Origin of the sequence: Streptomyces sp. TLI_185 (assembly GCF_003814765.1) — a bacterium.
Classification (GTDB): domain Bacteria; phylum Actinomycetota; class Actinomycetes; order Streptomycetales; family Streptomycetaceae; genus Streptomyces.
Genome location: NZ_RKRB01000001.1, coordinates 4,580,236 through 4,592,432, shown reverse-complemented (window position 1 = coordinate 4,592,432; position 12,197 = coordinate 4,580,236). Strand labels below are relative to the sequence as shown.

12 protein-coding genes are annotated in these 12,197 nt (G+C 68.8%); 3 read left to right on the top strand and 9 right to left on the bottom strand.

Features of this window, described 5'->3' with window-relative positions; translation table 11 throughout:
* Positions 1-381 precede the first annotated feature (381 nt).
* From chvE to EDD92_RS21010, 3 genes are all read left to right on the top strand, one after another.
* Complete coding sequence (gene chvE / locus EDD92_RS21020) at positions 382-1,467, top strand: multiple monosaccharide ABC transporter substrate-binding protein (RefSeq protein WP_123965753.1); 1,086 nt, start codon at positions 382-384, stop codon at positions 1,465-1,467.
* Between the two features lie 844 nt (positions 1,468-2,311).
* Positions 2,312-2,656 carry a MerR family transcriptional regulator gene (locus EDD92_RS21015; RefSeq protein WP_123965752.1) on the top strand — a complete coding sequence of 115 codons (345 nt, stop codon included), beginning with the start codon at positions 2,312-2,314 and terminating at the stop codon, positions 2,654-2,656.
* A 386-nt stretch (positions 2,657-3,042) separates the two neighbouring features.
* The gene (locus tag EDD92_RS21010; RefSeq protein WP_123965751.1) at positions 3,043-3,402 is read left to right on the top strand and encodes a hypothetical protein; all 360 of its coding nucleotides are present in this window, start codon (positions 3,043-3,045) and stop codon (positions 3,400-3,402) included.
* 123 nt (positions 3,403-3,525) lie between these two features.
* On the opposite strand, the gene EDD92_RS21005 is transcribed toward EDD92_RS21010, so the two are convergent.
* The 9 genes from EDD92_RS21005 to EDD92_RS20960 all read right to left on the bottom strand — a co-directional run bounded on the left by EDD92_RS21005 (position 3,526) and on the right by EDD92_RS20960 (position 12,186).
* Positions 3,526-3,834: an SCO5918 family protein gene (locus tag EDD92_RS21005; protein WP_123965750.1), complete on the bottom strand. Its 309-nt coding sequence runs from the start codon at positions 3,832-3,834 to the stop codon at positions 3,526-3,528.
* A 50-nt stretch (positions 3,835-3,884) separates the two neighbouring features.
* The gene (locus EDD92_RS21000; RefSeq protein WP_123965749.1) at positions 3,885-4,292 is read right to left on the bottom strand and encodes a CBS domain-containing protein; all 408 of its coding nucleotides are present in this window, start codon (positions 4,290-4,292) and stop codon (positions 3,885-3,887) included.
* A gap of 61 nt (positions 4,293-4,353) precedes the next feature.
* Positions 4,354-5,850: a DEAD/DEAH box helicase gene (locus EDD92_RS20995; protein ID WP_123965748.1), complete on the bottom strand. Its 1,497-nt coding sequence runs from the start codon at positions 5,848-5,850 to the stop codon at positions 4,354-4,356.
* 346 nt (positions 5,851-6,196) lie between these two features.
* Positions 6,197-6,400, bottom strand: coding sequence for a cold-shock protein (locus tag EDD92_RS20990; RefSeq protein WP_014145516.1), 204 nt, complete (start codon positions 6,398-6,400; stop codon positions 6,197-6,199).
* A gap of 752 nt (positions 6,401-7,152) precedes the next feature.
* Positions 7,153-8,100, bottom strand: coding sequence for a hypothetical protein (locus EDD92_RS20985; protein WP_123965747.1), 948 nt, complete (start codon positions 8,098-8,100; stop codon positions 7,153-7,155).
* A 430-nt stretch (positions 8,101-8,530) separates the two neighbouring features.
* Positions 8,531-9,097, bottom strand: coding sequence for a Uma2 family endonuclease (locus tag EDD92_RS20980; protein WP_123965746.1), 567 nt, complete (start codon positions 9,095-9,097; stop codon positions 8,531-8,533).
* The gene (locus EDD92_RS51205; RefSeq protein WP_260326649.1) at positions 9,060-10,595 is read right to left on the bottom strand and encodes a Gfo/Idh/MocA family protein; all 1,536 of its coding nucleotides are present in this window, start codon (positions 10,593-10,595) and stop codon (positions 9,060-9,062) included. The genes EDD92_RS20980 and EDD92_RS51205 overlap by 38 nt, the downstream gene beginning before the upstream one ends.
* Positions 10,592-11,581 carry a sugar phosphate isomerase/epimerase gene (locus EDD92_RS20965; RefSeq protein WP_123965745.1) on the bottom strand — a complete coding sequence of 330 codons (990 nt, stop codon included), beginning with the start codon at positions 11,579-11,581 and terminating at the stop codon, positions 10,592-10,594. The genes EDD92_RS51205 and EDD92_RS20965 overlap by 4 nt, the downstream gene beginning before the upstream one ends.
* Positions 11,578-12,186: a nucleoside deaminase gene (locus EDD92_RS20960; RefSeq protein WP_123965744.1), complete on the bottom strand. Its 609-nt coding sequence runs from the start codon at positions 12,184-12,186 to the stop codon at positions 11,578-11,580. Before EDD92_RS20960 ends, EDD92_RS20965 begins: the two co-directional genes overlap by 4 nt.
* Between the last annotated feature and the right edge of the window lie 11 nt (positions 12,187-12,197).

Sequence of the window (12,197 nt, the reverse complement as noted above, 5' to 3'; positions counted from 1 at the left end):
CGAGGCGCCTGAGCACCGACTCGAGCAACGTGCCGGGCCAACCTGGCCTCAACCGCTTGAGTGAGGCCCGCCGGTTGTTCACTCGCCTTGGAACCGGTTCTCCGACACCCCCGACGACCTCAGTGGCCACGTGCGGATCCATGAGGGCGCAGAACTGATCCGCCCCGGCGCACCGCTCTGTCTGAGTTCGGTCCGTCCAGGGCGCCCGGGCATCTACCCGTACGGCACCCGTCCGCGGGACCTGACTCCGGACCCCCGGGGAGCGGTACGGCGCGTCCGGCTCGCTCGCGACTCGCCTGCCTTGCCCCCCGCTCCGCCGCCCCGTCGACGCCTGACACGCCGTCATCCCTTCAACGACGAGCAGAACAAGGAACGATCACCATGCTCAACCGAAGATCCGCCCTCGCTGGAGCCGCCGGCCTGGCCCTCGCCTTGTCCGCCTGTAACCAGAACGGCGAGAGCAGCTCCGTGCGCAGGTCCGAGCGCGGTACCGTCGGCATCGCCATGCCGACGCGGGCCTCCGAGCGCTGGCTCACCGACGGCAAGAGCCTCGTCGAGGACCTGAAGGGCAGTGGCTACAAGACCAAGCTGGTCTACGGCGACGACGACCCGAAGGCCCAGGTCTCACAGATCGAGAACCTGGTCAAGCAGCACGTCGACGCACTGATCATCGCGGCCATCGACGCCAGGTCGCTGAACGGCGTGCTTCAACAGGCCGCCGATGCGCACATTCCGGTGATCTGCTACGACCGGCTCATCCTCGGCACCAAGAACGTCGACTACTACGTCAGCTTCGACAACGAGATGGTGGGCCTGATCCAGGCCCACCACATCATCAAGAAGCTCGGTCTGGAGCACGGCAAGGGCCCGTTCAACATCGAGCTGTTCGCCGGCTCCCCCGACGACAACAACACCAAATACTTCTTCAACGGTTCGATGACGCTCCTGAAGCCGTTCCTGGACAGCAAGCAGTTGGTCGTCCCGTCCGGCCAGACCGAACTCAGCAAGATCACCACCCTGCGCTGGGACGGGCCGACCGCGCAAAAGCGCATGAGCAGCCTCCTTGCCAAGTGGTACGGCAGCAAGAAGGTCGACGCAGTCCTGTCGCCGTACGACGGCATCTCCAGGGGCGTCCTGTCCGCGCTGAAGCAGGACGGCTACGGCTCCGCCGGCAAGCCCATCCCGGTCATCACTGGTCAGGACGCCGAACTGCCCTCGGTGAGGTCAATCATCGCGGGTCAGCAGTCCCAGACCGTCTTCAAGGACGTCCGCGACCTCGCCAGAGCCGCCGCAGACATGGCCGACGACATCCTCAGCGACAGGGCGCCGTGGGTGGACAACAGAAGTGACTACAACAACGGCGTCAAAGTCGTGCCCGCCCGCTTGCTGCAGCCGACCGGCATCGACAAGACCAACTACGAACTGCTGATCAACGACGGCTATTTCACCGCAGACGAGCTCAAGTAGCGAAGCCTCTGCGTGATGCGCCTGCACGACGCTCGCCACGGCACTGCCCCCCTTGTCCCACCGGTGGCCGGAGTACACGCCGGTCCTGCGGATGAGGGCCGTCGGTGACTGCTCGACCTGTACGAGTCCGTCGAGGCGGGCACGGCTGCCCGGTTCGAGGATGAGGCCGAGGCTTGGGGACCGGTCTCCGAGAGCTGACAGAAGCGTCTGTGCAGGTCTGTCCGGACCCGGGCATACGAGCCCCGGTTCGTGTCCCTCCGCCTCGTACCGGGGTCCTGACCACACGGCGATGATGCGCCGCTCCCACCCTGAGCCGGTCGTACCGCCAGCTTCAGTGTGAGCCGTCGGGCCAGGCATTCAACCCGGGACGTCACCCTTTCGGGTGTGTCTGCGGCAGAAGCCCACCCACTCCTGGTGGATAAAACCTGTCATGGCTGGAGTAGACATTGGCTCGTTGCGGGGTTATGGTTTCGGTCGTAGCCAGGAAGTCGAAGAGGGCACGGCAGACACGAACTGCCGCGCAAGCTGGTTGAGCAGGACGCGACCCCAGGGGGGTCGTGAGCAGTACCCGCGGTATCCAGCAGTACAACCGAGTAACCGAACGAGATAAGGAGCAGACGCCATCAGGATCGCCCGGGCGAGCAAGAAGTCCGGGTACCGCAGACCCCGGATTGGAAGGTGGTCCCCGGTCACGCATCCGCGATCCCCGCAGCCCCGCCCTCCCAGGCGGAACCTGCGGACACACAAGGCCGGCGCAGTCAGCCGGTAGATGGTGTTGAAAGCTCGGGGCCCGGGTGCCGTACGGCACCCGGGCCCCCCGACGCGTCCGCGAAAGAAGAGGTCTATGCCCCCTGCCGATACCCACCCCGTCACCCCGCTCGATGACGATGACTACCCCGCCTACACCATGGGCCGGGCCGCCGAGATGCTCGGCACCACCCCCGCCTTCTTGCGCGCCCTTGGCGAACACCGCCTGATCACCCCCCTGCGGTCCGAGGGCGGGCACCGCCGCTACTCCCGCTACCAGCTGCGCATCGCCGCCCGCGCCCGCGAACTCGTCGACCAGGGCACCCCCATAGAGGCCGCATGCCGCATCGTCATCCTCGAAGACCAGCTCGAAGAAGCCCGGCGCATCAACGAGCAACTGCGCACCCAAGGCCGAGAGCCGCAGTCGAAGTCCCCAGCCTGACCAGAACAGCCTGACCAGAACGCCGGGTCCGAGGTGAAAACCGACCGCAAGGTCGCGTGATCGCCCATCAGGTCAGGTCGGCGTGCGCTCCCTCACCGGATCTGTTGCACCGGGGCCTCGGCCTGCGCCGCTTCGGCCCTGAGAGCGCGTGCCGGTCAACGTCACAACTGTCCCTGCCACCATGGCCGTTGCCGACACACCCGATACCGCAAACCTGCCTCGCGAAGTGCAGCAGCCGACGACTGCGCCGGGGAGCCGCGGACACCGCGGTCCTGATCGTGTGTGAGTTCGGCAGGGTGGCATCGGGGGGAGCCGTGTGTGCCCGTCTTGCCCGATAGGGCCACCGCCCAGGCGCCCGGACGGGCCGGTGCATAGAATCCGATCTCATGCCGAAGCCTGACGAGCTGATCCTTGACATCGCCGCCCTTGTGGAATCGGGGCAGAGCAACCAGATGTCCCTGACCGTGGTCGCCGGTGGCGCTGTCATCACCGGTCGCCTGGCTCCCGAAGCCATGTGGAGGCAGAGGGTGTCGGAGGTGCTGACGGATTCCGACCGACTGGGCGAGTTCTCCGCCGTCTTCGACGCTCCCGCGAAGAAGGACGGGCCGCCCACACATCTGCACTTCCATGTCGCCCGGATCCTTCAGGGCGCGGTGGGCATCCCGGAGACGGGCGGGATGTACCGCGTCGCGATCGAGGACGTCAGTGCCTGGACCGTGGGCGACTTCAGCTACTCCGACCACTGACCCACTGACCCGCCGCGCCGAGAGCGGCATGGCACGCAGTGAGGGCCCTACCGGCGCGCGCCGGTAGGGCCCTCACTGTTCTGTTCGGCTCGTGCCTGTCCTGTCGGCCAGATGTCCTGTCGGTCAGATGGACAGAGGGATGCCAAGCATTACGGAAGCCCGCTGCAACGGGCTTTCGATGAGCGGGGGTGCGGCCTCGGGAAGAGCGCGACAGGTGAAGCCGAGCATGGTCATGGCCCGGACGACTTCGTCGGCGCTGAAATCGCGGCGGTCCTGATGGGTGATGACCTGGCCGACCTGCTTGGCGGGGTAGCGGCGGCGTCCGATGGTCACGGACTCGCCGGTGACTGGTTCGGGCTTGACGCCCTTCATCGATTCCAGCACTCCACTCTTGGTCAGGTCGAACGGGAAGCGGGCGATGACACAGCGCATTGATGCCTCACAGGGGGAAGGAGAGACGGGGACGACCGCCGTGCAGCGGTTCAGCGGGAGAGGGCGAGGACGCCCAGGGCGTTGCCGTGTTCGTCGACCACGGGCAGGGCCCAGAGGCTGCGGCGGCGCATCCCACGCTCGGCTTCGGCCCTCGTGGCCAGCGGCGAGGCGAAGGGCCCGATGACGTCGGCGATGTCACGCAGGCGGAGCCGGTCCGTGTATCCGGAGCTGTCACGAACGGCGGTGAGACGGGCCAGGGTGACGAGGCCGGTGCACAGACCGTCGTCGTCACAGACGACCAGATGACCCGTACCGGCGGCGGCCATCACGGACAGTGCCACCTCCACGGTCATGTCCTCCCAGACCTGCGGTCCGGCCGCGTCCATGGTGTCGGCCACCGTGCCGTGCACGGGGTCGGCGCTCGACAAGCGGGTCTGGCTCGACAAGCGGGTCTGCATCTGCATCAGCGTCAAAGGGTGCCTCCTGCGGAGATGGGCCGGCTTCCTGATCACGAAGGTCCTATGCCGCCGCACCGGCGGTGGACTGCCGTACGGGTGCGCGGCGGGCCGCCGAGGCGGGGCGGCGTCGGCCGCGCGAGGTGGCGCCGCGCTTCTTGGGGCGTTCGACCACCGGTGCGGTGATGACGACGGGGATGCCGGAGGGGGCCTGGGCGCCGGTGATGCGACGCAGGGCCTCTTCGCCGGTGCGGACCTGGGTGGTCTGCGGGACGATGCCGGCCGCTGCCATGAGGCGGGTCATATCGCGGCGCTGGTTCGGGGTGACCAGGGTGACGACGCTGCCGGACTCGCCTGCGCGGGCGGTCCTGCCGCCGCGGTGGAGGTAGTCCTTGTGGTCCGTCGGCGGGTCGACGTTGACGACGAGGTCGAGGTTGTCGACGTGGATGCCGCGCGCCGCGACGTTGGTCGCCACCAGCACGTTGACGTGCCCGGTCTTGAACTGCGTCAGCGTGCGGGTGCGTTGCGGCTGCGACTTCCCGCCGTGCAGGGCGGCGGCCCGTACCCCGCTGTTCAGGAGGTGCTCGGTGAGACGGTCGACGGCGTGCTTGGTGTCGAGGAACATGATCACGCGGCCGTCGCGTGCGGCGATCTCGGTGGTGGCCGTGTGCTTGTCGGCGCCGTGGACATGCAGCACGTGGTGCTCCATCGTCGTGACGGCACCGGCCGCGGGGTCGACGGAGTGCACGACGGGGTCGCTGAGGTAGCGGCGCACGAGCAGGTCGACGTTGCGGTCGAGGGTGGCGGAGAACAGCATGCGCTGGCCGCCGGGACGGACCTGGTCGAGCAGGGCGGTGACCTGCGGCATGAAGCCCATGTCGGCCATCTGGTCGGCCTCGTCGAGGACGGTGATGGCGACCTGGTCCAGCCGGCAGTCGCCGCGGTCGATGAGGTCCTTGAGGCGCCCCGGTGTGGCGACGACGACCTCGGCGCCACCGCGCAGCGCGCTCACCTGCCTGCCGATCGACATCCCGCCCACCACCGTGGCCAGCCGCAGCTTCACGGAGCGGGCGTACGGCGTGAGCGCGTCGGCGACCTGCTGCGCCAGCTCACGCGTCGGTACGAGGATCAGCCCCAGCGGCTGCCTGGCCTCGGCACGCTGACCGGCCGTACGGGCCAGCAGCGCCAGCCCGAAGGCGAGGGTCTTGCCGGAGCCGGTGCGCCCCCGGCCGAGGACGTCCCGGCCGGCGAGGGAGTTGGGCAGGGTCGCAGCCTGGATCGGGAACGGCACGGTCACGCCCTGCGAGCCGAGCGCAGCAAGCAGTGCACCAGGCATGTCGAGATCGGCGAAGCCCTCCACGGCGGGAAACGCGGCGGTGATCGTCTTGGGAAGGGCGAACTCCGCCTGAGCCGCGACGGGCCGGCGGCCATAACCGCCGGAACGGCTCGGCTCGCCGGACCGGCGCGGGGCCGACGAACCGAATCGGCTGCCACCCCTTCCGGAGTCGGCACTGCCGGTACGGGTGCGGGCGAAGCGGTCGTTCGTACGTGTGCGGTTCATGCGGAACCTTCCTCGATACGGCACATATCAAGGAATTCCCACAGCGATGAGCGGCAGGGAGAATTGCAAGAATGGGCCGGTGGAGCGAGACAGCGAATTTCGTCGGCGGGAAATCCGTGCGCGCGTTGGCGTCGAAATGAATGGCGCGGTGTGGACGCAATATTCCGGTGCGGCCGCTGCGATGTGGCTATGAGGGTGCGTCTGCATCCCTGAAAGAGTATCCGTGTGCGGTGAGCCTACGGATTTCCCGGTCGCCGTCCACGGGTGAAAGCACTACGGGGAAATGCGAGCAGCTGGGGCCCGCACCCCGAAGGATGCGGGCCCCAGCTGCAAGTGCGCGTGAGCGTCAGGCGAGAACGATGTTCTCGGCCGTCGGGCCCTTCTGGCCCTGCGCGATGTCGAAGGTCACCTTCTGGCCTTCGAGCAGCTCGCGGAAGCCCTGGGCGGCGATGTTCGAGTAGTGGGCGAACACGTCGGCGCCGCCACCGTCCTGCTCGATGAAGCCGAAGCCCTTTTCCGCGTTGAACCACTTCACGGTACCAGCAGCCATGTCATTTCTCCTTTGGGGCAGTGCCTCGGCGTCCGCACTGCGCGGACCCCGTGTCGCCGCGATGATCACCCCGCCCGGAAAAAGACCGGAAATGCAAAAGTGCTTCCAGCGGTACAGAAACCGACCGAAGAGCACTTGAAGTTTCGGGAACCACAACTGCAACTGAGGTCGACAGTAGCACGCCGCAGTGGCCTGTGTACGGTGAAGAATCCCAGCGTGTTTATCGCGGCAGAGAATCTGTCTGCATGTTCCGTTGAAATCTCAGCTCGCGGGCACAGCTATTGAACCAACCGAAGTGCAAGGTTTCGGGAAGGGCATGGGTGTGCTCCGCGTAAGAGCTGTCCCCAAAGGCAGGGCGTGAGCGTTCTCAGGGGTGCGGGCTTGACCAGGTCGAGTGCTTGATCGGGATGTGACCGGTAGTGATCGACTGTGGCGGCGCGCTCACGACCTCCCGGAGATCACAGCTCCCGAGGTCTCCCGTTGCCGACCGCCCCCACACGGCCCTGTTTCCAGGCCGTGACCATCGGCTCGATCAGTACCACGAACGAGTGATCACGAACCGAGAGGGAAGGGGCTTAGCGCCCTCTCAGACGATCACACACCCAACAACGTGACGACGCCCTGCGGAGGGCGACAGGCATGCCAGTCGGTGAACGATTCTGGAAAGCCGGATGCGGGAGAACCGCATGTACGGTCTGAAAGTGCGGGGACTGGACACGGAGCGGCAGCCACCGCGCCAGTCCCTGACGCTACTAGGCTCGGTTTTGGGCAAGCGCCGGGTTCTGGGTGGGGGTGTCGGTCGGGGCCGGGACGTCCTTCCCGGCGTTCTCCGGCGCGCCGAACCAGGCCACCGCGACGGCGCCCGAGACTGCCAGGACGAAGCCGGTCACCGCCAGCCAGGCGAAGCCGGGGCGTGAGGCGTCCCCCAGCCACCAGACGCCGATCATGCCGGGCAGCACGGTCTCGCCGACCACCAGCGCCGCGGTCGCCCCGTTCACCGAGCCGATCTGCAGCGCGACGGTGTGCAGGTACATGCCGCCGATTCCGGCGACCAGAATGGCGTACAGGGCCGGGTCGGTGAGCAGCGTGCCCAGGTCGAACGGATCGATCCCGTTGAGCACTCGCACGCCCACGCCGAGCGCGCCGAAGCCGAGACCGGAGAGCAGACCGGCCAGGATTGCGGCCCGGGCGCCGAGCAGCCGGACCAGGACCGTGCCGCCCGCCATCAGCAGCAGTGAGATCGTGAGGAGCCACCAGTGGGTGGTGATCGACGTGTGCCCGCTGCCCTCAGGGCCCGCCGCGCTCGCCAGCAGCACCAGCGCCGAGCAGACGACTGCGATCGAGGTCCACTCCGCCCGGGTCAGCCGGATGCCGAGCAGCTTGACGCTCAGGACGGCCGTGATGATGAGGTTGGCGCTGATGACCGTCTGGGAGAGGAACAGCGGCAGCAGACGGGCGGCGAGCGCGCCGAGCCCGAAGCCGACGAAGTCCAGGACCGTGCCGACGACGAACTCCCAGGTCATCGCGGCCTGGGCGGTGGAGGAGAGACTGGGGCCGCCATGCGCGGTGACCTGTCCGGTGGTGTGCCCGGCGGCGGCCGCCTCGCGGCGGGCCGACTTGCGGGAGCCGACGGCCTGGAGGACGGAGCCCGTGCCGTAACAAATCGAGGCCGCAACGGCGGTCAGGAGTCCTATGAGCACCGAGCACTCCGTTCAGGGGGTGGTTCCTGGCTGTTCTCCCTGCCAGACGCGGGATCGACCGCCCGCGTTGCGTGGACCGGGTCTGCGTCGAGATGGACGTGAAGAAGGCCGTCCGGCATCCCGCAGGGGGCGCGGCGTAATGATCAAGCGGAGATGCCCGCTGCGTGTTCACGCTGGAGGCCCTTCCGTCCGTCGGACGGAAGGGCCTCTGGCAAGGCGTTTTGCTGTGCCCGGGCAGGATTCGAACCTGCGACACCCGCTTTAGGAGTGGGATCGAATCCTTGCCGGGGGATGCCTGGCGGTGCCGCGTGGTTCTGTTTCCCCTGGTCAGAACCGCACGGCGAGCCACTTGATCCGGCTCATGCCGCCCTGTATCGGGCCGTCCGCTCACGCATCGCTCACGCGCGGCCGGCTGCTGAGCAGCGCGTGGTCAGATCTGGCCGAGGTCGATCTGCACCGGGAAGGGGGCCACTGCCTTGAGGATGCCGGTGAACATGTCTCCGTCCCGGTAGGTCTTCGTCGCGGGGTCGAGAATGTAGGTGTACACGAGAGGAACGCCTGTCGCGGCCTGCTCGATCCGCCAGTAGAAGCCGATGCCTGCCTTGGCGTACTGGTCGACCTTCACGATCCGGTCTGTGGTCTCCGAGCCTGGCGACACCACCTCCGCGACCAGCAGCACGTGCTCAGGGCGGGTGGGGGTGATGTCGATCGTGTCTGCGCGGTACACGACGACGTCCGGGCGGCGATTGGTGAGCGGGACGTCCTGAAGCCGGATGTCGAAGTCCGTGTCGGCATTCCACTCCGGGCCCGCGGCGGCATCCAGGGCATTCGCCAGAATCCGGGCCAGCCGGTTGTGCCGCTTGGAGGCACTCGGACTCACGACGACCATCCCGTCCACGATCTCGACGCCGGCGCACTGCTCCTCGGACCAGGAGTCGTACTCCTGCGCCGTGATCTGCTCATGCATCCATGCCGGGGCCACCATCTCGGCCGTCATGAAGCACCTCCCGGACGCTGTGCTGCGGGCCTGATCCCGCTGGATTCAGCGTACTGTCTGCCATCAGTCCGGCATGCTCATCTCGCTCACGCCCCTCCCGTCGGCCTGCGCCGGCGCAGCAGCCGAGGCTGCTGAAGAGCGGATGCGGCTCCGGCTCGCCATCGACTTCGGTGTGGCCCGCACGGCCGCTCTCGGCTACAGCGGGCCGGCCCCCGTCTCCGTGGCCCGCTATCTCAACGCGCTCCAGCTGAAGCGGGTGCTGGAGGCTCTCGGCTCGACCGATCTCGCGTTGATCGTCTCCGACCGGGTCTACCAGGACGTGGTCCGGCTCCGAGGCGAGGGCAAGGGACTGGATCCGACCTGGAGGCGGAGGCCGCGTCCGCACCCGCCGGCACAGAGACGACCGACGAACAGGTCGATCACATCCGGCAGTTGCGGGAACGGGGCCTGGCGCAGACCGTCGTCGACGGCCCATCTCAAGGCGAGAGCCTTCGGCAGCGGCGACGCGGCCGGGACGATCTACAAGAACTGCTACCGCACCCCGGCCGTCGACCCTGCCGACGGCCCGGGCTCCGTCGAGTTCGAACCACAGCCGGTTCTTCCGGCCCGCCGACACCTGGGAGACCGTCACCGACACCAGTACCCCCTCGGTCGTACGGCCGACGACCGCCAGGGCGTCCTCCGTCGTGACCGTGACCGTGACGCGGGTCGTGTCGGAGGCGTCTCCGCTCCGGAAGGTCGGGCCGCCCACGCGGGGCCGCTCGGCCACCGTCGTGGTCGTCTCGGCGAGCAGTTCGGCGACCCGGACCCCGGCCACCCATTCGACCAGGTCGAACCAGTGCGACCCGATGTCGGCGAACGCCCGCGAGGCGCCGCCGGCCGCCGGATCCACCCGCCAGCTGGTGCTCTCCGGGGACAGCAGCCAGTCCTGGAGGTACGACCCGTGCAGGAGCTGCCAGGCGCCGAAGTCGCCCGCTGCGACACGGGCCCGCAACTCGCGGACCACGGGGTGGTAGCGGTAGACGAACGGCACGGTGACGATCCGGTCCGCCGACTCGGCCGTTTCCGCGAGGAGTCGGGCATCGGCCGTGGTCGTCGCGACGGGTTTCTCGCACACGACGTGCTTGCCCGCCCGCAGGGCGGCGACCGCCTGGCCGACGTGCAGGTGGTTGGGGGTGCAGACGTGGACGACGTCGATCGTGCCGTCGCTCAACAAGGCGTCGAGGTCCGGGTAGCCGACCTCGACCTGCCACCGCTCGGCCGCCGCGAGGCTGCGCTCCGCGGTGGAGGACAGGACGCCGACGACCTCGGCCCCGCACGCGCGTGCGCTGCGCAGGTGAACGTCGCCGATCATGCCCGCGCCGAGGACGGCGACCCGCAGGCGCGGGGTGCGCCGCGCCCGGCCGGTCGCGGTAGCCGTCACAGGAGTCGGTGCCGAGCGGGCGGGGGCGCCGTCGGTGGAGGGTGTGTGCGGGGGGTGCCCCACGGGAGCCGTCATGCCCGGCCCCGCCTTTCGATGTGTGCGGCGGCACGGTCGCCGACCGCCGGCCACGCCCGGGCCTCCTCCACAACGGCCCTTCCCGCCCGCAGGGCGGCAACGGGATCGGCCGCCTCGTCCAGCTCGATGAGCACGGTGCCCGCGCCGGGCGTAAAGGACATCGCGTCGGCCCATGCCCTCCAGTCCACGATGCCGGTGCCCAGTTCGGTCATGTAGGGCTGCTGCCGGGCGAAGACCGTCTCGTCGATGGTGAGGTGGACGTCGATCGGCTTCACGGCGTCCTTCCAGTGCGCGAGCGCGATGCGCTGGGAGTGGCGGCGCGCGACGGCGACGGGGTCGCCTCCGCCGAGTGCGATATGGCAGGAGTCGGGGCAGAGCCACACGTAGCGCGGATCGGTCAGGGCCATGAACAGGTCGATGTCCCGCTCGTACCAGAGGGTGCTGTGGGACTCCGTGTGGAAGGCGAGCTGCACGCCATGCCGGGAGACGGCCTCTCCGACCACGTGGGCGATGTCGGCCATCCGGGTCATGTACGCGGCGTCCACGAAGAAGGGCGGACGCGTCCCGAACGTGGCCCGCATGGGCAGTGAGGCGACGAGCAGTTCCGCCCCCACCTCGGCGAGGAAGGCGGCGCGTCGCTCGGCGTCGGCGACGATCGCGGGCAGGTTGCCGTCCTGCCGCCAGCCGGGTGCGTCGCTGCCGGCGACGAACGCGCTCACCACGGACAGGCCGCGGGCCGCGAGCTCGTGGCGGAAGGAGGCCGCGCCGCCGAAGGCGCGCAGGGCCGAGTCGATGTCGCCGGGCGCGAAGGTCAGCTCCAGGCCGGTGACCCCGGCCTCCGTCAGCGTGTCCATCACTCGTTCCCAGAAGGCCCCGGGATGGTCGTGGGCCCAGTCGCGCAGGGCCTCTGCGGAGTCCAGTCCCCAGAAGTCCGGGTGGTAGAAGGTGATGACGTCGGTCGCGAAACGCGGTGCCGGCGGTGTCATGCGGTGCCTCCGCGGGCGTTGTAGACCGTGACGCCCTCGGCGTCGACGGCCTCCCGGTAGCCGCGGAACACGGCGAGCGCCTCGTCCCGGAGCACGTCGTGCACGACCTTGATGCCGCGTGCCTCGAACTGCTCGGCCCAGTCCGCGCCCAGCGGCCCCTCGTCGAACGTCGTGATCTCCTCCAGGTCCGGCCCCTCACCCGCGACCACGAGACCACGCACCCCGGACCACATGGTCGCGCCGTAACACTGCACGCACGGACGCCAGTTGACGACCAGCTCGTGCGCCGGCATGCCCTCGCCGCCGAGGTCCCAGCCGCCGGTCGCCGTCTGGGCGAGGCCCAGCGCGACGACCTCGGCGTGCGCGCTGGAGACCCCGGAGGCGAGGACGACGTTCACGCCGACCGAGACGATCCGGCCGGTGTCCTGCTCGGCGACGAGCGCCGCGAACGGGCCGCCGTTGCCCTCCCGCCAGTTGCGGTCGGCAAGGCGGTGCACCAGGCGCATCCGGCCCTCGCGGTCGGGGATGACGGCGGGCACGTCGGCCAGCTCGTCGTCGATCCACACGGGCAGCGCCACGCGGTATTCCTTCGGAATGTCGATCACGGGTTCCGGAT

What these genes read in the sequence shown, in the direction of transcription:
- EDD92_RS20990 (WP_014145516.1), bottom strand. Translation starts at nt 6,400, where the DNA reads ATGGCTGCTGGTACCGTGAAGTGGTTCAACGCGGAAAAGGGCTTCGGC.
- EDD92_RS21000 (WP_123965749.1), bottom strand. Translation starts at nt 4,292, where the DNA reads ATGCAGACCCGCTTGTCGAGCCAGACCCGCTTGTCGAGCGCCGACCCC.
- EDD92_RS20995 (WP_123965748.1), bottom strand. Translation starts at nt 5,850, where the DNA reads ATGAACCGCACACGTACGAACGACCGCTTCGCCCGCACCCGTACCGGC.
- EDD92_RS21010 (WP_123965751.1), top strand. Translation starts at nt 3,043, where the DNA reads ATGCCGAAGCCTGACGAGCTGATCCTTGACATCGCCGCCCTTGTGGAA.
- EDD92_RS20965 (WP_123965745.1), bottom strand. Translation starts at nt 11,581, where the DNA reads ATGACACCGCCGGCACCGCGTTTCGCGACCGACGTCATCACCTTCTAC.
- EDD92_RS20980 (WP_123965746.1), bottom strand. Translation starts at nt 9,097, where the DNA reads ATGACGGCCGAGATGGTGGCCCCGGCATGGATGCATGAGCAGATCACG.
- EDD92_RS51205 (WP_260326649.1), bottom strand. Translation starts at nt 10,595, where the DNA reads ATGACGGCTCCCGTGGGGCACCCCCCGCACACACCCTCCACCGACGGC.
- EDD92_RS21005 (WP_123965750.1), bottom strand. Translation starts at nt 3,834, where the DNA reads ATGCGCTGTGTCATCGCCCGCTTCCCGTTCGACCTGACCAAGAGTGGA.
- EDD92_RS21015 (WP_123965752.1), top strand. Translation starts at nt 2,312, where the DNA reads ATGCCCCCTGCCGATACCCACCCCGTCACCCCGCTCGATGACGATGAC.
- chvE (WP_123965753.1), top strand. Translation starts at nt 382, where the DNA reads ATGCTCAACCGAAGATCCGCCCTCGCTGGAGCCGCCGGCCTGGCCCTC.